The organism is Mesorhizobium sp. M2E.F.Ca.ET.209.01.1.1 (genome assembly GCF_004010375.2).
Lineage (GTDB): Bacteria > Pseudomonadota > Alphaproteobacteria > Rhizobiales > Rhizobiaceae > Mesorhizobium.
Genome location: NZ_SADP02000031.1, coordinates 47,966 through 64,364 on the forward strand (window position 1 = coordinate 47,966; position 16,399 = coordinate 64,364).

The 16,399-nt window shown below is 63.9% G+C and carries 24 protein-coding genes; 16 read left to right on the forward strand and 8 right to left on the reverse strand.

Annotated features, from left to right (window positions below):
• Position 1: 1 nt before the first annotated feature.
• The 6 genes from EN852_RS32415 (at position 2) to EN852_RS32440 (ending at position 4,919) form a co-directional block, all read left to right on the forward strand.
• Positions 2-652 carry an amino acid ABC transporter permease gene (locus EN852_RS32415; RefSeq protein WP_127879954.1) on the forward strand — a complete coding sequence of 217 codons (651 nt, stop codon included), beginning with the start codon at positions 2-4 and terminating at the stop codon, positions 650-652.
• A 4-nt stretch (positions 653-656) separates the two neighbouring features.
• A complete protein-coding gene (locus tag EN852_RS32420; protein ID WP_127879955.1) occupies positions 657-1,451 on the forward strand; it encodes an amino acid ABC transporter ATP-binding protein in 795 nt (264 codons plus the stop codon).
• Between the two features lie 37 nt (positions 1,452-1,488).
• Positions 1,489-1,950 carry a RidA family protein gene (locus EN852_RS32425; protein ID WP_127865635.1) on the forward strand — a complete coding sequence of 154 codons (462 nt, stop codon included), beginning with the start codon at positions 1,489-1,491 and terminating at the stop codon, positions 1,948-1,950.
• An 18-nt stretch (positions 1,951-1,968) separates the two neighbouring features.
• Positions 1,969-3,174 (forward strand): aminotransferase class V-fold PLP-dependent enzyme, encoded by a 1,206-nt coding sequence (locus EN852_RS32430; RefSeq protein WP_127879956.1) that lies wholly within the window; start codon positions 1,969-1,971, stop codon positions 3,172-3,174.
• A gap of 177 nt (positions 3,175-3,351) precedes the next feature.
• Positions 3,352-3,849 carry a 5-(carboxyamino)imidazole ribonucleotide mutase gene (gene purE / locus EN852_RS32435; RefSeq protein ID WP_127865637.1) on the forward strand — a complete coding sequence of 166 codons (498 nt, stop codon included), beginning with the start codon at positions 3,352-3,354 and terminating at the stop codon, positions 3,847-3,849.
• Positions 3,846-4,919, forward strand: coding sequence for a 5-(carboxyamino)imidazole ribonucleotide synthase (locus EN852_RS32440; RefSeq protein WP_127879957.1), 1,074 nt, complete (start codon positions 3,846-3,848; stop codon positions 4,917-4,919). The genes purE and EN852_RS32440 overlap by 4 nt, the downstream gene beginning before the upstream one ends.
• 7 nt (positions 4,920-4,926) lie before the next feature.
• Here the strand turns inward: EN852_RS32440 and EN852_RS32445 are convergent, their stop codons facing one another.
• Entirely contained in the window at positions 4,927-5,352 is a 426-nt protein-coding gene (locus EN852_RS32445; protein WP_127879958.1) for a lysozyme inhibitor LprI family protein, read from the reverse strand.
• A 245-nt stretch (positions 5,353-5,597) separates the two neighbouring features.
• Between EN852_RS32445 and ykgO the strand changes: the two genes are divergently transcribed.
• Positions 5,598-5,723, forward strand: a complete 126-nt coding sequence (gene ykgO, locus EN852_RS32450; RefSeq protein WP_040974291.1) for a type B 50S ribosomal protein L36 — start codon at positions 5,598-5,600, stop codon at positions 5,721-5,723.
• A 163-nt stretch (positions 5,724-5,886) separates the two neighbouring features.
• Complete coding sequence (locus EN852_RS32455; protein WP_127879959.1) at positions 5,887-6,507, forward strand: hypothetical protein; 621 nt, start codon at positions 5,887-5,889, stop codon at positions 6,505-6,507.
• A 267-nt stretch (positions 6,508-6,774) separates the two neighbouring features.
• Here EN852_RS32455 and EN852_RS32460 read toward each other — a convergent pair whose 3' ends face one another.
• Entirely contained in the window at positions 6,775-7,308 is a 534-nt protein-coding gene (locus EN852_RS32460; RefSeq protein ID WP_127879960.1) for a helix-turn-helix domain-containing protein, read from the reverse strand.
• A gap of 88 nt (positions 7,309-7,396) precedes the next feature.
• On the opposite strand from EN852_RS32460, the gene EN852_RS32465 reads away from it, so the two are divergent.
• The 4 genes from EN852_RS32465 to EN852_RS32480 all read left to right on the forward strand — a co-directional run bounded on the left by EN852_RS32465 (position 7,397) and on the right by EN852_RS32480 (position 9,785).
• Positions 7,397-8,224 (forward strand): alpha/beta hydrolase, encoded by an 828-nt coding sequence (locus tag EN852_RS32465; protein ID WP_127879961.1) that lies wholly within the window; start codon positions 7,397-7,399, stop codon positions 8,222-8,224.
• Positions 8,225-8,310: 86 nt separating this feature from the next.
• Complete coding sequence (locus EN852_RS32470; protein WP_127879962.1) at positions 8,311-8,967, forward strand: glutathione S-transferase family protein; 657 nt, start codon at positions 8,311-8,313, stop codon at positions 8,965-8,967.
• 6 nt (positions 8,968-8,973) lie between these two features.
• Positions 8,974-9,309: a metalloregulator ArsR/SmtB family transcription factor gene (locus EN852_RS32475; RefSeq protein WP_127879963.1), complete on the forward strand. Its 336-nt coding sequence runs from the start codon at positions 8,974-8,976 to the stop codon at positions 9,307-9,309.
• A gap of 11 nt (positions 9,310-9,320) precedes the next feature.
• On the forward strand, positions 9,321-9,785 hold the full coding sequence (locus EN852_RS32480; RefSeq protein ID WP_127879964.1) for an SRPBCC family protein: 465 nt from the start codon (positions 9,321-9,323) through the stop codon (positions 9,783-9,785).
• A gap of 17 nt (positions 9,786-9,802) precedes the next feature.
• Here the strand turns inward: EN852_RS32480 and EN852_RS32485 are convergent, their stop codons facing one another.
• The 3 genes from EN852_RS32485 to EN852_RS32495 form a co-directional block, all read right to left on the reverse strand.
• Positions 9,803-10,078, reverse strand: a complete 276-nt coding sequence (locus tag EN852_RS32485) for a metalloregulator ArsR/SmtB family transcription factor (protein WP_112129620.1) — start codon at positions 10,076-10,078, stop codon at positions 9,803-9,805.
• A gap of 31 nt (positions 10,079-10,109) precedes the next feature.
• Positions 10,110-11,357, reverse strand: a complete 1,248-nt coding sequence (locus EN852_RS32490; protein ID WP_127879965.1) for an MFS transporter — start codon at positions 11,355-11,357, stop codon at positions 10,110-10,112.
• A gap of 80 nt (positions 11,358-11,437) precedes the next feature.
• Complete coding sequence (locus EN852_RS32495) at positions 11,438-11,632, reverse strand: DUF1192 domain-containing protein (protein WP_127879966.1); 195 nt, start codon at positions 11,630-11,632, stop codon at positions 11,438-11,440.
• 114 nt (positions 11,633-11,746) lie between these two features.
• Here EN852_RS32495 and EN852_RS32500 point away from each other — a divergent pair, with 114 nt between their 5' ends.
• The 3 genes from EN852_RS32500 (at position 11,747) to EN852_RS32510 (ending at position 14,150) form a co-directional block, all read left to right on the forward strand.
• Positions 11,747-12,757: an NAD(P)H-quinone oxidoreductase gene (locus EN852_RS32500; protein ID WP_127879967.1), complete on the forward strand. Its 1,011-nt coding sequence runs from the start codon at positions 11,747-11,749 to the stop codon at positions 12,755-12,757.
• 299 nt (positions 12,758-13,056) lie between these two features.
• Positions 13,057-13,197: a DUF1127 domain-containing protein gene (locus tag EN852_RS32505; protein WP_095816751.1), complete on the forward strand. Its 141-nt coding sequence runs from the start codon at positions 13,057-13,059 to the stop codon at positions 13,195-13,197.
• A 254-nt stretch (positions 13,198-13,451) separates the two neighbouring features.
• Positions 13,452-14,150: a DUF1013 domain-containing protein gene (locus EN852_RS32510; protein WP_127865649.1), complete on the forward strand. Its 699-nt coding sequence runs from the start codon at positions 13,452-13,454 to the stop codon at positions 14,148-14,150.
• A gap of 66 nt (positions 14,151-14,216) precedes the next feature.
• Here EN852_RS32510 and EN852_RS32515 read toward each other — a convergent pair whose 3' ends face one another.
• From EN852_RS32515 to EN852_RS32525, 3 genes are all read right to left on the reverse strand, one after another.
• Positions 14,217-14,936: a YafY family protein gene (locus tag EN852_RS32515; RefSeq protein WP_127865650.1), complete on the reverse strand. Its 720-nt coding sequence runs from the start codon at positions 14,934-14,936 to the stop codon at positions 14,217-14,219.
• 19 nt (positions 14,937-14,955) lie between these two features.
• Positions 14,956-15,366 carry a hypothetical protein gene (locus EN852_RS32520; protein ID WP_189401832.1) on the reverse strand — a complete coding sequence of 137 codons (411 nt, stop codon included), beginning with the start codon at positions 15,364-15,366 and terminating at the stop codon, positions 14,956-14,958.
• Positions 15,367-15,572: 206 nt separating this feature from the next.
• A complete protein-coding gene (locus EN852_RS32525) occupies positions 15,573-15,737 on the reverse strand; it encodes a hypothetical protein (protein ID WP_127865651.1) in 165 nt (54 codons plus the stop codon).
• A gap of 205 nt (positions 15,738-15,942) precedes the next feature.
• Here EN852_RS32525 and EN852_RS32530 point away from each other — a divergent pair, with 205 nt between their 5' ends.
• Positions 15,943-16,104 (forward strand): hypothetical protein, encoded by a 162-nt coding sequence (locus EN852_RS32530; protein ID WP_127865652.1) that lies wholly within the window; start codon positions 15,943-15,945, stop codon positions 16,102-16,104.
• Positions 16,105-16,399: the final 295 nt, after the last annotated feature.

The following is a 16,399-nucleotide window of genomic DNA, read 5'->3' on the forward strand; positions in this document are numbered from 1 at the left end:
GATGCTGAGCCAGATCCTCTATGCCCTGCCGTTCCTTGCCGAAGGCTTCGCTGTGACCTTGTGGGTCTCGCTGCTGGTTGTGGTCCTGTCTTTGATTGCGGGCGTCCTGCTGGGCATCGGCCTCGTCTATGGGCCGGCGCCGCTGCGTTGGGCGGTGCGCATTTTCTCGGACACCATCCGCGGCATCCCCATCCTGGTGCTGATGTTCTTCGTCTATTACGGCCTGCCAGCGGTCGGACTGCATCTGCAGTCCTTCTGGGCGGCGGTGCTGGCGCTCACGCTGTTCAAGACGGCGCAGGTCGTCGAATATGTGCGCGGCGCCGTCGCCTCGATACCGAAAGGCCAGTCGGAAGCGGCGATGGCGATCGGCCTCACCTTCCGCCAGCGCCTCACCTCGGTCATCTTCCCGCAGGCCTTCCGCCGCTTCCTGCCGCCCTGGATCAACGGTGTCACCGATGCCGTCAAGGGCAGCGCGCTGGTTTCGCTGCTCGGCATCACCGACCTGATGCAGGCGGTCAACCAGGTCATCGGCCGCACCTATGAGGCGATGCCGCTCTATATCCTCGGCGCTCTGATCTATTTCGCCGTCAACTACGCGCTTTCCTACGCCAGCCGAAGGCTGGAACGGCGCTTCGCCTTCATCCGGGACTAACGCCATGGCCACCAGCTCCAACAACAGCCCAGCGCTTCTCGAGATCGCCGAGGTCTCGAAATCCTTCGGCCCGGTCGCGGTGTTGCGCTCGGTCAGCCTGCAGGTCGCCAAGGGCGAGGTGGTCACCATCATCGGCCCGTCCGGCAGCGGCAAGACCACGCTTTTGCGCTGCGTCAACTTCCTCGAAAGCTATGACTCGGGCTCGATCCGCATCGACGGCAAGGAAGTCGGATACCGTGATGCCGGGACGCGCCAGCGCCGCAGCGAGCGCGATTTGGCCGCCATGCGCGCCGAAACCGGCATGGTGTTTCAGAGCTTCAACCTCTTCCCGCATCTGACCGCCGCCGGCAACATCATGCTCGGCCTCACCAAGGTTCGCGGCAAGAGCAGCGCCGAGGCCCGCGCAATCGCCGAGCACTGGCTGGCTCGCGTCGGCCTCGCCCACAAGGCCGACAGCCTGCCGGCGGAGCTTTCCGGCGGCCAGCAGCAGCGGGTCGGCATTGCCCGCGCCGTCGCCATGGAACCGAAAATCCTGCTGCTTGACGAGATCACGTCGGCGCTCGACCCCGAGCTCGTGGGCGAGGTGCTGGCCGTGGTGAAAAGCCTTGCCGAGGACGGCATGACCATGGTGATGGTGACGCATGAAATGGCCTTCGCCCGCGACGCCTCCAGCCGCATCGTCTTCATGGCCGATGGCGGCGTCTCGGCCGTTGGGCCGCCGAAGGAAGTCCTTGCCGCGGAGACTACCAATGAGCGGCTGCGCACCTTCCTGGCGCGTTTCCGCGCCTCGCATTTCTGAAAGCGGATGGCTTTCGCCATCCAAGGAGTACCCTTCCATGTCGCCTTACGAACGGCTCGCAGAACTCGGCCTGACCCTGCCCGAGCCGCCGACACCCATCGCCAATTTCGTAACCCATGCTGAGAGCGGCCGTCTGATCTTCCTTTCGGGCCAGGGGCCGCTGCGCGCTGACGGCACGCTGTGCACCGGCAAGGTCGGCGACGACGTCACCGTCGAGCAGGCTTATGAGCATGCCCGCCTCACCGGTCTCAACCTGCTTGCGGTCATGCATGCGGCGGCGGGCGACCTCGGCCGCATCGTGCGCGTGGTAAAACTGCTCGGCTTCGTCAACGCAACCCCGACCTTCAGCGACCACCCGAAAGTGGTCAACGGCTGTTCGGACCTTTTCGCCGATGTCTTCGACAAGATCGGCGGCCATGCCCGCTCGGCGATCGGCGTCGGCTCGCTGCCTGGCAACATCACCGTCGAAATCGAAGCGGTCGTCGAAATCACCGCCTGACTTTAGGAGTTCGCCCTCATGAAAACCTATTCCGACGCCGGCTCCAACACGACAATCCGCGAGCGTCTGGGGCTGAGACCCATCATCAACGTCTCCGGCACGATGACGGCATTGGGTGCTTCGATCATCGTACCCGAGGCGATCAGCGCCATGGCCGAGATGGCCTCGCAATGGGTGGAGATGGACGATCTGCAGCGCGCAGCGAGCGCGGTCGTAGCACGTCTCACCGGCGGCGAAGCCGGCTTCATCACCGCCTGCTGCGCCTCAGGCATCACCATGGCGATCGCCGGCGCGATGACCGGCACCAACCTTCTGGCAATCGAGCGGCTGCCGGACGACACGGAAGGGCTGAAGTCGGAAGTCGCGATCCAGCTTGGCCACATCGTCAACTATGGCGCGCCCATCGACCAGTCGGTCCGCGTCGCCGGCGCCAAGGTCATTCCGGCGGGCACCGTCAGCGTCACGCAGGACTACCATGTGCGCGAGGCAATCAATGAGCGCACGGCGGCGGCTCTCTACGTCGTTGCCCATCATACGGTGCAGTACGGCATGCTCTCGCTGGAGGAGTTTTGCGAGATTTGCCACGCTAAGGGCGTTCCGGTGATCGTCGACGCTGCCTCGGAATACGATCTGCGCAGCTTCCTGGCGCGCGGCGCCGACATCGTCGTCTATAGCGGCCACAAATTCTTGAGCGGCCCGACCAGCGGCATCGTCACCGGCCGCAAGGACCTGGTCCGCGCCGCCTATCTGCAGAACCGCGGCGTGGCCCGCGCGATGAAGGTTGGCAAGGAAAGCATCGCCGGCACCATGGCGGCGCTCGACGCCTGGGAAAAGCGCGACCATGCCGGCATCCGCCAGCGCGAGGAGGCGGCGCTCAATCTGTGGAAGGACGCGGTCCAGGGCATTCCGGGTATCAATGCGCAGATCATTCCCGACCCGACCAACAACCCTCTCGATCGCCTGCAGGTGTTCGTACGCCCTGAGAGCCGCTTCACGGCTGCCGGACTTGCCTCCGCGCTCGCCGCTGGCTCGCCGCCGATCATCGTGCGCAATCACGAGGTCGAGCGCGGCCATTTCTTCCTCGACCCTTGCAATTTGCATCCAGGCGAGGCGGAGATCGTGGCCGAGCGGCTGCGCGCGGTGCTGACGGCGAAGGACCGGCCGGCTGACGCGATGAAAGTGGCGCGCAAGGATTCTGCCGGATCGTTGCGCTGGCCGGACTAGAGCAATTCCAGGAAAAGTGTGAGCGGTTTTCCTTCCGGGATTGCGTAAAAACAAGGAGATAGAGCGTTTCACCGTTTCCGTGAAACGGTGAAACGCTCAAGCGTCGCCGTCGCGACAATCCTTGCGGCTATCGGCGAATTCCGCTAAGGCGCGCCTTTGCCGCCGGGGAGCGATACCTTGACCGATCAGCGTGCCGACGTCGCCATCATCATGGGCAGCCAGTCCGACTGGGCGACGATGCGCCAGGCGGCCGAAACCCTGGATGCGCTGGGCATCCCGCACAAAAGGCTGATCGTCTCCGCTCACCGCACACCCGACCGTCTCTATGACTTCGCCAAGGGCGCCAAGGCCGCCGGCTTCAAGGTCATCATCGCCGGCGCCGGCGGCGCGGCGCATCTGCCCGGCATGACCGCAGCGATGACGCCGCTGCCCGTCTTCGGCGTTCCGGTGGAATCCAAGGCGCTGTCGGGCCAGGACTCGCTGCTCTCCATCGTGCAGATGCCGGCCGGCATCCCGGTCGGCACGCTGGCGATCGGCAAGGCGGGCGCCGCCAATGCCGCACTTCTGGCAGCGGCGGTGCTGGCGCTCAACGACGACAAGCTCGCCGCCCGGCTCGACGCCTGGCGTTCGGCGCAGACCGCCAAGGTCGCCACCGAGCCGACGGACGCGCCGTGAGCCTGGCGCCCGGATCGACCATCGGCATCATCGGCGGCGGCCAGCTCGGCCGCATGCTGGCGATGGCTGCCGCTCGCCTCGGCTATCGCATCGTCGTCCTGGAGCCCCAGGCCGACTGCCCGGCGGCCCAGGTCGCCAACCGGCAGATCGTCGCCGCCTATGACGATCCGGCGGCGCTTGCCGAGCTCGCCGTCGCCAGTGCCGTCGTCACCTACGAATTCGAGAATGTCCCGGTCGCCGCCGCCGAAACGCTGGCGGCAAAAGTTCCGGTCTATCCGCCGGCCCGCGCGCTCGAAGTGGCGCAGGATCGCGTGACCGAGAAAAGCTTTTTGAACGGTATCGGCATTCCCACGGCCGAATTCTGCGCGGTCGACAATGACGACCAGCTGACCGAGGCGTTGAGGAAGTTCAATGGCAGCGGCGTGCTGAAGACACGACGCATGGGCTATGACGGCAAAGGCCAGCGCGTCTTCCGCAACATGGAAACGGGCGGCTTTGCCGGCACCTGCGAGGCGATGGGCAATGTGCCGCTGATCCTGGAATCGCTCGTCGGCTTCGAACGCGAGATTTCGGTGATCGCCGCGCGCGGTCTCGACAGCACGATCGCCGCTTTCGATCCAGCCGAGAATGTCCACCGCGAAGGCATATTGCGCAGCTCGACCTTGCCGGCGGCCATTAGCCCGCAAACGGCTGCCGCGGCCAAGGATGCCGCCGCGAAAATCCTCTCCGCGCTCGATTATGTCGGCGTCATCGGCGTCGAGTTCTTCGTGCTTGCCGACGGCTCGCTCCTGGCCAACGAGCTGGCGCCGCGAGTGCACAATTCCGGCCACTGGACGGAGGCCGCCTGCGTCGTCTCGCAATTCGAGCAGCATATCCGCGCCGTCGCCGGCCTGCCGCTGGGCTCGCCCGACCGCCATTTCGATTGCGTGATGGAAAACCTGATCGGCGACGACATGCTGAAGGTACCGGCGCTGCTTAACGAACCCGACCTGATGCTGCATCTCTACGGCAAGGCCGAGTCGCGCCCCGGCCGCAAGATGGGCCATTTCACGCGCCTCATCAGGCCGTGATTGCGCTCTATTGCATATCCTGGTCGTCGTCGCCCGCGTCCGAGCCGGCGCAGCTCGGATCGCTCAGCTTGCAGTTGGCGCCGGAGATGAGCTGCTTTATGCGCTCGTTGGTGAGCTTGGTCAGGCACTGCGACACCTCCATCGGATGGATGGAGCCGCCCTCGCTGTCGGCGGTCGCATAAGCGCATTCGGCTTCACGAAAGACGATCCAGGCGCGCTGCGCCGTCTGCAGCAGCTTGTTCGAGGCCTGATCGTTGCTGCTGACGATATTCTTATAGGCGGCGTTGAGCTTGGCATCGGCCGCCTGATAGTCGGCATCGGCGCAGCTGTTCAGCATCGACTGGCTGTCGTCGCTGCGGTCGCAGTCCTCGGCGAAGGCAGCCGGGGCGGTTGCCAGAAGGACCAGGCAGGCGGGCAGAAAGAGGCTGCGCATGGGAAATCTCCAGTCGCTCGAGCTTTGGGTCACCATCCCAGCCACCCTTGAGTCGCGCAATGCCGCGCCCGTCGCGATGGCAAATATTTGATAAGCCGCGTTCCTTGTGGCATTCGGGCGCGCTCATGTGGTTGACACGGGCAAGGCTCCTCGTTTATGAGCCACGCCAAGTTCAAAGGCGCGCTTTTTCCGGGCGCGCCTTTAAAATTCGGCCCGGGACGGGCCCTGACCGAACAGGCAAGACCATGAAGATCAAGAATTCGCTCAAGGCGCTCAAGGCGCGTCACCGCGACAACCGGCTGGTTCGCCGCAAGGGACGCATCTACATCATCAACAAGACCGCTCCGCGCTACAAGGCGCGCCAGGGCTGATCCTTGCGCGCGGCTTAGTGCATCTCGCCCAAACCTGGCAAGCGGTTTGGGTGAACGACATGCACGGAGAGACCACGCCGCGCTGATGTCGGGGTGCCGGTTCGCCGGCCCTTTCACGCTAAAATCACTTTGACGATCCGCCGCCCGGGATTAGATTCCGGCGATGCGGATTCTTTTTACATTTTTCACGGCGTTTTTGCTTTCCGGCGCGGCTTTGCCCGCGGGAGCAGAAACGGTGCCGGGGGCGCTGCCTCCCGATGCCGCGCCGCCGGCTGCGACACCGCCGCCGGCCGCGCCGACCAGGCAGGGCCGCCTCGATCAGCTGTTCACCGAGTTGAAGCGCGAACGCAACGAAAAGGCGGCCGAGCGCATTGCTGGCCGTATCTGGAACGAATGGAACCAGTCAGGCAGCGCCTCGATCGACCTGATGATGCAATGGGCGCAAAAGGCGACGGAAGACCAGAAATTCGACGTCGCGCTCGATTTCCTCGACCAGGTCGTGACCTTGCAGCCCGATTATGCCGAAGGCTGGAACCGGCGCGCCACCGTGCATTTCCTGATGAAGAATTACGGGAAGTCGATGGCCGACATCGACCGCACCCTGCAGCTCGAGCCGCGCCATTTCGGCGCGCTCTCTGGCCTCGCCCAGATCATGACCGAGACCGGCCACAAGCAGTCGGCGCTGGAGGCCTGGCAAAAGGTGCTGGCGATCTATCCGATGATGCGCAGCGCCCAGGACCAGGTTTCGACGCTTTCGGAAGAACTCGCCGGCGAGGGCATCTGACGCGCTCAAAGCATGTCTCCCGAAAGTGGGAACCGGTTTCGGGATAAAGACATGCGTAAAATCAAGACCTAAAGCGCACGGAGCGAATCTGAAAGATCGCGACGCGCTTTAGGTGCGTCCCTTCGTCTTAAATCGCGGCGCGCTAAAGCGTTTCACCGTTTCACGGAAACGGCGAACCGCTCTATCTCTTTGTTTTGACGCAATTCCGGACGGAAAACCGCGAACACTTTTCCTGGAATTGCTCTAACCGGATCCGCGCAACGCGCTTCAAGCTTCTGTTTTGATGTGGCGAAGTTCCTCGGCCTTGCGCTCGACGACGGCGTCATAAGCGGCCCGCAATTGCTGGCGCACGGTCGGCGCGCCCGGTGGTGTCCTCGAAGGCGCGCCCAGATGCTCATGGCGCAGCTCGTCCATGAACTGCTCCCATAGCGGCGGGCCGCCCTTTTCGAGCAGCTCGGCGCGGATCGACAATTCTTCCGTGACCGGCAGCCAGATGCGTCCCCAGGCGCCGAGCTGCGCCATGATCGGGACGAGCGTGATCGCCATCTCGCTCAGGCTGTAGATCGCCTTCTGCTTGTGGCTGGGGTCGTCGGCCTTGGTCAGCAGGCCGAGCGCCATCAGCCGCTTCAGCCGGTCGGCCAGGATGTTGGAGGCGATGCCTTCCAGCGAGCCATTGAGCAGTTCGCGAAAATGGCGCCGGCCGCCGAAGATCATGTCGCGCAGGATGATCAGGCTCCAACGGTCACCGAACACTTCGAGTGAGAGATTGATCGGGCAACCGGATCGTCGGTCGATGCTCATGGCAGTCTCCAGAAAAACCAGTTGCATTATGATATCGGTTTCATTATCGTGCAACTGATTGCAAAATGCAATCGGATTGGAGGAGCAAATGACCGCTGCAACCCAGCGCCCCGACATCGTTTCGCAAGCCTTCGGCAATCCGGCCGATCCGGCGGTCCTTCTGATCATGGGCGCCATGGCCTCGATGCTGTGGTGGCCGGAAGCCTTCTGCCGGCAACTCGCGGGGCGCCGCCGCTTCGTCATCCGCTACGACAACCGCGACACCGGCCTGTCGACCAAATATCCGCCAGGCGCGCCGCCCTACACATTCGAGGACATGGTGGACGATGCGGTCCGCGTGCTCGACGACCACGGCGTCGCCAGGGCGCATGTAGCCGGCATGTCGATGGGCGGCATGCTCGCGCAGAGCGTGGCGCTGAAATATCCCGAACGCGTCGGCGCGCTCACCGTGATCTCAAGCTCGCCGCTCGGCGTCGATACGTCCGGCCTGCCCGGCGCGACCGAAGCCTATAAGGAACATTCGGCACAAGGCGCCAATGTCGACTGGTCGAACCGCGAGCAGGTGCTCGATTTCATGGTCAAGGACGCCCGCGCGATCACGAGCACGCGCTATCCGTTCGACGAAGCATGCACGCGCGCGATGATCGAGCCGGACTATGATCGCTCCGGCGGTCTCGCCAGCGCGACCAACCATTTCCTGCTCAAGGGCGGCGGTCCGAAACGGACGGTACGAGACCTGACGGCCCGGCTGCTCGTCATCCACGGCAGCGCCGATCCGCTCTTTCCGATCGAACATGGCGAGGTGCTCGCCAAGGCCGTTCCCGGCGCAAGGCTGGTCAAGGTCGAAGGCGGCGGCCACGAACTGCACCGCAACGACTGGCCGCAGATCATCGAAGCCATCGTCGCCCACCACTAGGCACGGAAGCTCCGGCTTGACTCGGCGGGCTTGCAACAATAGTTAAGTGATCACTTCAGTATTTCCAAACGCGAAAGAGAGCGAGAATGTCCCTGACGCTGCATTTCCACCCGCTGGCCTCATTCTGCTGGAAGCCGCTGATCGCGTTTTACGAGAACGGCACGCCTTTCGAACCGGTGATCGTCGACCTGGGCGACGAGGCTTCCCGCGCCGCCTTCTTGAAGGTATCGCCAACCGGCAAGATGCCGGCGCTGCGTGACGATGCGCGGGGCCGCACCGTGCTGGAATCGACCATCGTCGTCGAATATCTCGCCGCGCATTATCCGGGGCCCGTCGAGCTTGTTCCGGCCGATGTCGATCTCGCTTTGCAAGTCCGCCAGGCCGACCGCTTCTACGATTTTTACGTGCAGCATCCGATGCAGAAGATCGTCGGCGACCGCTTGCCGCCAAAGGACAAGACCGATCCGTTCGGCGTCGAGGAGGCCCGCGCGCAACTGCGCAATTCCTATGCCATTGTCGAAGAGGAGATGGCGGGAAGGACCTGGGCGGTGGGCGAGAGCTTCACCATGGCCGATTGCGCCGCCGCGCCGGCGCTGTTCTACGCCAACAAGGTCGAGCCGTTCGGCGAAAAATTCCCGGCGGTGAAACGCTACCACGACCGGCTGCTGGCGCGTCCGTCCTTCGCCCGCGTCGTCGAGGAGGCGCAGCCCTATTTCAAACTCTTCCCCTACAACGACGGCTGACCCGCGATGCTGCACGATCCCGCTCAGCTCGACCTGATGTTCCAGGCGCTCGCCGATCCCGCGCGGCGGCACATGGTCGAGCGGCTATCGCGCGGGCCGGCATCGGTCAGCCAGCTGGCCGAGCCGCTGGCGATGTCATTGTCGGCCGTCGTCCAGCATCTCAACGTGCTCGAGGCAAGCGGCCTGGTCAGGACCGAAAAGCTTGGCCGGGTGCGGACCTGCCGGATCGAGCCGAAGGCACTGAGCGCGGCGGAGAACTGGATCAACGAGCGGCGGCTCGCCTGGGAGCGCCGGCTCGATCGTCTCGGCGATTTCCTGGCTGAGACCAAAGACCACACCTGAAGGGACCCGTCATGACCGAACGATCCGTCGTCCATTCCACCTTCGTCATCGAGCGCGTCTATCCGGTGGCGCCGGCCAAGGTCTATTTCGCGCTGAGCGATGCCGAGGCCAAGAAGCGGTGGTTCTTCGATCCCGACAACCCGATGCCGAGCCGGCATGAAATGGATTTCCGTGTCGGCGGCAAGGAGGTGAATGCCGGCTGTCCCAGCGATGGGCAGATGCATTTCTACAACGCGGTCTATCAGGACATCGTGCCCAACCGGCGCATCGTCTACAGCTATGAGCTCTTGTTCGGCGAAATCCGGGTCTCGGTCTCGCTTGCGACGATCGAACTCATTTCTGAAGGCAGCGGCACGCGGCTGATCCTGACGGAGCAGGGCGCCTTCTTCGACGGCATCGATACACCGGCCACCCGCGAGCACGGCACCGGCGAATTGCTCGATGCGCTTGGCACGGCACTGCGACCGGCGAACTGAGGCCTCCAGCCGGCGGCCTATTCCCCCGGCGCTGTTTCCCAGAACTGGTCGAGCCAGATGTTGAGCCTGAGGAAGCCGGCGCTGCTGACAGTATAGACGCGCCGCGTGCCTTCGGCCTTGGCCTTGACCAGGCCGGCATCGAGCAGGACCTTGAGATGCTGGGAAACAGCCGGGCGCGAGACGGGCAGTCCGGCCGCCAATTCGTTCACCGTCTTCGGGCCGCGCCGGAGTTCTTCCAAGAGATAGCGCCGGTTGGGATCGGCGATCGCCACGAAGGCATCAGAAAAGATCATACCTTATTTGTGGGGCAAAGTTTTCCAAATCTCAACCGTCGGTTTCAACCTTTCTGCGCGGATCGAGCCGCGTGGCCTCCGGCGTGAGGGCGCGGTCGGCGGGTTGCGTCTTGAAGGCATCGCGGTTTTCGATCGGCACCGGCGCGCGGGCGCGGATGCGCAGCAGCGTGTAACCGGCGAGGCTGAGATGCGCGAGCGCGGTTGCAAGAAAAAGCCCCTCCGGACGCACCCATCCCATCAAGGCCGCGGCCAAAAGCGGGCCGATCATGGTGCCGAAGCCGTAGAGCAGGAGCAGGCCGCCGGAAACCTTGACGAAGTCCTCGGGGCGGGCGTGGTCGTTGGCATGCGCGACGGCGATCGAATAAAGCGTGTAGGCGAAACCGCCATAGGCGGCGGTCAGCACGATGACGAAGATACCCGAACGCGGCGCAATCAGGAAGATCAGCACCGCGACCAGAGCCGCGCCGAAGGCAGCACCCGCCAGCACGAAGCGGCGGTCGGTTGTATCGGACAGGCGTCCGGCCGGAAGCTGCATGGCGGCGCCGGCAACGACCACAAGGCTCATCATCAGCGCGATCTCGGCGGTGGAGATGCCTATGCGGGCGCCATAGACCGCGCCCAGCGTGCCCCAGGCACCATTGGCGATGCCGACCAGGAGGCAGGCCACCGCCGACACCGGCGAATTGGCGTAGAGGCCTTTGACGTCGAGCTTGACGTCCTGCAGCGGTTTCGGGGTCGATTGGGTAGAAACCGCCGTCGGGATGAGCGACAGGCAAAACAGGATGCCGGTGATCATGAACAGCGAAGCCGACCGCACGTCGCCGCCGGCGACGATCATCTGGCCGCCCATGATCGAGGCATAGGTGACCATCATATAGAGGCCGAAGACGGTGCCGCGGTTCTCGTTGGTGGCCTTCTCGTTCAGCCAGCTCTCGATCACCATGAAGGCACCGGCCATGGTGAAGCCGGTGAAGGCACGCAAAAGGATCCAGAAATACTCGTCGATGATGAGGCCGGTGAGCAGCGCGATGATGGCACCCGATGCGGCGAAGGCGCCGAAGGCCCTGACATGGCCGGCGCGGCGCACGAGGCGCGGGGCGAAGAAACAGCCGGTGACGAAGCCGCCTGCCCAGGCCGTGCCCATAAGACCGAGCGATGCTGTCGAAAAGCCTTCTATCTGGCCGCGCAGCGGCAACAGCAGGCCGTGCAGGCCGGATGCGGCGAGCAGGAAGGCGGTACCGCGCAGCAGCGAGAGGATCGGTCGGTAGGTTGCAAACATCGCTTGATCCTGGTTCGGGCGCCGGGTCTGAAAACAGGCGTATTGGGGCTTTTCGGCGGCGGTCTTGCGCGCCGACGAAATTATCCGCGGCGGAACAATGCGTCGGCGGCGGATTTGGTGGCGCCCTTGGCGGCCCGCTCTGCCTCCAGCCTGGCGATCTCGTCGCGCAGCAGCGCGATACGCTCCGACAATTCGTCGACGGACAGCAGCGACAGATCCTGGCCGATCTCGTGCGGGCGCGGCTTTTTCCTGGGTTCGTCGTCGAAGATCGTCATCGTCGCTCCTCCCTTGCTTGGCCATTTGCCTGATTTGGCAATCAGCATACATAGGGCAGGGGCGCCGATGCAAACCACGAGCGACGACACGGAATCCGAGGAGACGGGAAAGCCATGGCAAACGGACACAAGATACCGGCAAAGATGACGGCCATCGCGATCTCGCAGCCCGGCGGTCCCAGGGTGCTGAAGCCGGAAACCCGTGACGTGCCCGTGCCCGGCCCCGGCGAAGTGCTGATCCGGGTGCACGCGGCCGGCGTCAATCGGCCGGACGTGCAGCAGCGCAAGGGCGCCTATCCGCCGCCGCCCGGCGCGTCCGACCTGCCCGGCCTCGAAGCTTCGGGCGAAATCGCGGCGCTCGGCGACGACATATCGCGCTGGCGCATCGGCGACCGGGTCTGCGCCCTGACGCCCGGCGGCGGCTATGCCGAATATGTCAAGGTACATGCCGGCAGCGTGCTGCCGCTGCCGGCCGGCTTCACCTATTCGGAAGCCGCGGCGATCCCGGAAAACTACTTCACCGTCTGGCACAATGTGTTCGAACGCGGCGGCCTGAAGAAGGGCGAGACGCTGCTGGTCCATGGCGGCTCCTCTGGCATCGGCACCACCGCCATCCAGCTCGCCGCAGCCTTCGGTGCTTATGTGGTCACCACCGCCGGCAGCAAGGAGAAATGCGACGCCTGCCTCAAGCTCGGCGCCGACCGGGCGATCAATTATCGCGAGGAGGATTTCGTCGCCGCGGTCAAGGAGGCGACCGACGGTAAGGGCGCCGACGTCATCCTCGACATGGTCGGCGGCGATTATGTCGCGCGCAACTACGAAGCCGCGGCCGTCGAGGGGCGGATCGTCCAGATCGCGGTGCAGGCTGGCGCTATCGCAAGCACCAATTTCGCGACGCTCATGGTCAAGCGTCTGACCCATACCGGCTCGACGCTTCGCCCGCGCACCGTCGAGTTCAAGGCGGCGATCGCCGCCGCGCTGGAGGCGCAGGTGTGGCCGCTGCTCGGCACGCGCAAGGTGGCCCCGGTCATGGACATGATCTTTCCGCTGACCGAAGCCTGGCGGGCGCATGAGCGGATGGAAGAGGGTGAGCATATAGGCAAGATCGTCCTCGACGTCGGGTGAGATGGGCCGATATTCAGGTGAGGCCGGCCTGCGAATAATGGCTTCCTGTGCTTCCGGTGCTCACGTACTGAAGTACGCTCCGCTCCGGTTCTCGGAAGCCACTATTCTCGGCTCGGCCTGACCTGAATCTCGACCCATCCTGGGCCGGCGCATGTCGCCGATTCTAAGCTGAACAAAGGCTTAATGGTGCAATGCACAAAACGCATTGCGGCCATGCAAAAGCGTCCGTTCAATTCTTGGGCAGGCATGCCTATTTACGCGGCATCAAACGATTTCCTCAAATGACTGGAGAAACTGAAATGAACCCGATTCGTGCTTTCCGTAAGTGGCGCATGTACAACGAAACCGTGCGCGAATTGAACAAGCTCAATGCCCGCCAGCTGAACGACCTCGGCATCAGCCGTGGCGACATCGAGCGCATCGCCCGCCAGGCGGTGTAATCAAAAACAGCCTGGCCGCAAGGCCGGGCTGGACAGGCAAGCCAGAGCCGTTGAGACGCTTGCTTCGTTTCCGGTTCCAAACCCGCTGGACCTCGTCCAGCGGGTTTTGTCTTTTCAGTGCCCTGAATCGGGTCCTTCCCAAAAACATTGCGAAAATTCGAGGGAGCGTTTATACAGGCCGCGAATTTCCCATTTTGGTGGCTCTAAAACCACCGCCCGCGCGGGAACGCGGGCGAACGAGAAGGATTTTTGACATGGCCAATACGCTGCTGATGCCCAAGGCGACCGCCGTCTGGCTGGTCGACAACACCGCGCTCTCCTTCGAGCAGATCGCGCAGTTCTGCGGGCTGCATCCGCTCGAGGTCAAGGCGATCGCGGACGGCGAGTCGGCGCAGGGCATCAAGGGCATGGACCCGATCATCACCGGCCAGCTGACGCGCGACGAGATCGCGCGCGGCGAGAAGGACGTCAATTACCGGCTGAAGCTGTCGGAGCCGAAGGTGCGGGTGCCGGAATCGAAGCGCAAGGGCCCGCGCTACACGCCGCTGTCGAAGCGCCAGGACCGGCCGAATGCCATCCTGTGGCTGGTGCGCAACCATCCCGAGCTCAAGGACGCGCAGATTGCCCGTCTCGTAGGCACCACCAAGTCGACCATTGAGCAGATCCGCGAGCGCAAGCACTGGAACTCGGCCAATCTGCAGCCGATGGACCCGGTGACGCTCGGCCTCACCTCGCAGATCGACCTCGACCTCGAAGTCAACCGCGCCTCGCGCGGCCGCGAGCAGCCTCAACCCGTCGGCGACACGCTGCTGCCGGCCGCGCTCACCGAACGGCTGGTGCCGGCGCCGGAGAAGCCGAAGGACGAGGACCAGGAGCTCGACGCCAACGCGGTCTTCGCCAAGCTTTCGGCGTTGAAGTCGAAGGACAAGGACGAAGGCGACGATCAGGAGTAAGCCCTTCGGGGTACTCAACAAAAAAGCCCGCTTCGAGCGGGCTTTTTTGTTGAGCTTGGGAGGAAGTCACGTCCGCGCGGCGCGGTCGGGCGCCATGCCGTAATCCTCTGACCGCTCGACGGCGCGGTAGAAATCGGCGAGCTGCTTGCCGCGCTCAGGCTTGAAGACACGCCCTGCGATGACGACCGAGGCGATGCGGTCGATGCGGAAGGCGCGGAAATCGTCGCGCATCTCGCACCAGGCGACCAGCGTCCAGACCTTGCCCCAGAACCACAGGCCCAAAGGCCGGATGTCGCGCGCGGTGCCGCGCCCGGCCTCGTCGGAATAGTCGATGGTCAGCACCTGGCGTTTCTCGACGGCGCGCTCGATCAGGTCGATCGCTTCGCGCGCGGCGTCGCTCACCACCCACATCGGCGTGTGGATCTCGGTGCGGGCGATGCGGTCCTTCTCGGTGTCGGGCAGCACGGCGCCGATCTTGACCAGCGCCTCGTCGGCCGCCCTTGCCATTGCCGCGCCGCCAAAGGCGCGCACCATGCGGGCGCCGGCAACCAGCGCCACGATCTCGTCACGTGTGAACATCAGCGGCGGAAGGTCGAAACCCTCCCTCATCATGTAGCCCACGCCTGCTTCGCCGTCGATCGGCACGCCGGTCGACTGCAGGTCGGCTATGTCGCGGTAAATGGTGCGCTCGGAAACCTCGAGCCACGTGCCGAGCTTCTGCGCGGTGACCAGCCGACCACCCCGCAAATGCTGCACGATCTGAAAAAGCCTGTCGGCGCGGCGCATCGGTTTCTCCCCCGGGGGTTTATGGCTTCAGCCCTTCGCGCTTGCGCTGCGCGGCAACGAATTTCGCCCCGAAGGACAGTCTGCCCGTGGTCGGCGTCCCAGCGTCCAGCACACGCCAGAACGGCGCGACGTCGCTCAGCGCCATGCCGCGCTCGAGATCCTCGTGAGCGGCCTCGGCAACGGTGCGAAGATGATAGCCGATCGTCACCGGGCATGTCACTTCGGCCCCGTGCTCGATGGCCAGTGCGGTGCGCAGCGCGCGAACGTCCATCTCCACCCCTTCGGGGATCGAGCGGATGAAGTCGTCGACCTGGCGCGCGGTCGGCACCAGCATCGACTGGCCCTCAACGACATCGCCGACCGTGCGCGGCGACGGCTTGATGCCGTTGATGCCCGGCGTGTTCAGCCTGTCGTTCCAGCTTTTCACCATACGCGGATTACTCCGGATAGTCGGTTCATGTTCGTAACTGTCAGGATTGAAGCCACCCCAATTACCGTATGCCTCCTGACAACATACTGTCAGGAGGCTGCGGTGAAGCTATCGGCAACAAAGGCTTCTTTCCCTGAACTCAACATCACTGGCCGCATTACATCTGGGCGTGGTGCCGCCACAATCCAAGTCGCGGCGGCAAAATTTCAGTTTTCACGCACGCGGCCGGTGTAAAGATCCGGCCAGCCGATGTCCTTACGGATATCCGCCGGCAAGGTGTTCAGGAAACGCTGGGTGCGGATCTCGTTGCGCACCGCGCGGATCCTGCCGACATAGTGCTGCACGCCGCGCAGAATGGTAGAACCGTTCATGACCTCACTCCTCTCTTTTCGATGAGAAGAGTATCTCACACCCCTCCTGACAGCAGTCTGTCAGGAGGTTGGCAGGGTAGGAAAGAAGGCGGCGCGGTGTCCCTCGCAAGGCCCGGATGAAGCCGATTTCTGTCAGGAGTGCTCGGCCCGAATTGTGCCCTAAGAACAGCTTTGACAGCCGCCATCGTTGCTGGTCAAAGGCGGCATGACGAAACTGCTCGCCCTGGTCATCTGCGGCATCATGCTGATCCAGGTCATCAAGCCGCTGGGATGGCCGGGGCTGAAGCGGCGCGGCGATTTCTGGAAGCTGGCGCTGCTCGCCATGGTGGCCATCTCGCTTGCCGCTGTGCTAGGGCACTGGGCTTAGTTCCTTAACACAGAAGTTTTGACCGGTTGGTTAGTGTGCGTTGGCACGTCCTATGCCTTGGCGATTGGCCTCGACGCCCATCGCGGTCGTCATCCACGGGCGGAGCAAGGAGCGAAGCGACGCGCGCAGACCGAGGATCCTGTGTGTTGGTTTCGGTGTATGGTTGAAGTGGGAAGGAGACCGAGTGGATCCTGGTCGTCCTTTCGGACAGGCCGTGGCATGGCCCGGTCCCTTCCCACCGGTGAACCATCAACCTGAACAGTTGCACGGGGCTGTTCGAAGCAGACCCCGCACC

Excerpts from the sequence above, each read along its gene's own strand:
- EN852_RS32470 (WP_127879962.1), top strand. The coding sequence starts at position 8,311 with ATGTCCCTGACGCTGCATTTCCACCCGCTGGCCTCATTCTGCTGGAAG.
- EN852_RS32490 (WP_127879965.1), bottom strand. The coding sequence starts at position 11,357 with ATGTTTGCAACCTACCGACCGATCCTCTCGCTGCTGCGCGGTACCGCC.
- ykgO (WP_040974291.1), top strand. The coding sequence starts at position 5,598 with ATGAAGATCAAGAATTCGCTCAAGGCGCTCAAGGCGCGTCACCGCGAC.
- EN852_RS32415 (WP_127879954.1), top strand. The coding sequence starts at position 2 with ATGCTGAGCCAGATCCTCTATGCCCTGCCGTTCCTTGCCGAAGGCTTC.
- EN852_RS32485 (WP_112129620.1), bottom strand. The coding sequence starts at position 10,078 with ATGATCTTTTCTGATGCCTTCGTGGCGATCGCCGATCCCAACCGGCGC.
- EN852_RS32510 (WP_127865649.1), top strand. The coding sequence starts at position 13,452 with ATGGCCAATACGCTGCTGATGCCCAAGGCGACCGCCGTCTGGCTGGTC.
- EN852_RS32455 (WP_127879959.1), top strand. The coding sequence starts at position 5,887 with ATGCGGATTCTTTTTACATTTTTCACGGCGTTTTTGCTTTCCGGCGCG.
- EN852_RS32465 (WP_127879961.1), top strand. The coding sequence starts at position 7,397 with ATGACCGCTGCAACCCAGCGCCCCGACATCGTTTCGCAAGCCTTCGGC.
- EN852_RS32480 (WP_127879964.1), top strand. The coding sequence starts at position 9,321 with ATGACCGAACGATCCGTCGTCCATTCCACCTTCGTCATCGAGCGCGTC.
- EN852_RS32425 (WP_127865635.1), top strand. The coding sequence starts at position 1,489 with ATGTCGCCTTACGAACGGCTCGCAGAACTCGGCCTGACCCTGCCCGAG.
- EN852_RS32475 (WP_127879963.1), top strand. The coding sequence starts at position 8,974 with ATGCTGCACGATCCCGCTCAGCTCGACCTGATGTTCCAGGCGCTCGCC.
- EN852_RS32525 (WP_127865651.1), bottom strand. The coding sequence starts at position 15,737 with ATGAACGGTTCTACCATTCTGCGCGGCGTGCAGCACTATGTCGGCAGG.
- EN852_RS32505 (WP_095816751.1), top strand. The coding sequence starts at position 13,057 with ATGAACCCGATTCGTGCTTTCCGTAAGTGGCGCATGTACAACGAAACC.
- EN852_RS32500 (WP_127879967.1), top strand. The coding sequence starts at position 11,747 with ATGGCAAACGGACACAAGATACCGGCAAAGATGACGGCCATCGCGATC.
- EN852_RS32460 (WP_127879960.1), bottom strand. The coding sequence starts at position 7,308 with ATGAGCATCGACCGACGATCCGGTTGCCCGATCAATCTCTCACTCGAA.
- EN852_RS32530 (WP_127865652.1), top strand. The coding sequence starts at position 15,943 with ATGACGAAACTGCTCGCCCTGGTCATCTGCGGCATCATGCTGATCCAG.
- EN852_RS32420 (WP_127879955.1), top strand. The coding sequence starts at position 657 with ATGGCCACCAGCTCCAACAACAGCCCAGCGCTTCTCGAGATCGCCGAG.
- EN852_RS32445 (WP_127879958.1), bottom strand. The coding sequence starts at position 5,352 with ATGCGCAGCCTCTTTCTGCCCGCCTGCCTGGTCCTTCTGGCAACCGCC.
- EN852_RS32515 (WP_127865650.1), bottom strand. The coding sequence starts at position 14,936 with ATGCGCCGCGCCGACAGGCTTTTTCAGATCGTGCAGCATTTGCGGGGT.
- EN852_RS32495 (WP_127879966.1), bottom strand. The coding sequence starts at position 11,632 with ATGACGATCTTCGACGACGAACCCAGGAAAAAGCCGCGCCCGCACGAG.
- EN852_RS32430 (WP_127879956.1), top strand. The coding sequence starts at position 1,969 with ATGAAAACCTATTCCGACGCCGGCTCCAACACGACAATCCGCGAGCGT.
- EN852_RS32520 (WP_189401832.1), bottom strand. The coding sequence starts at position 15,366 with ATGGTGAAAAGCTGGAACGACAGGCTGAACACGCCGGGCATCAACGGC.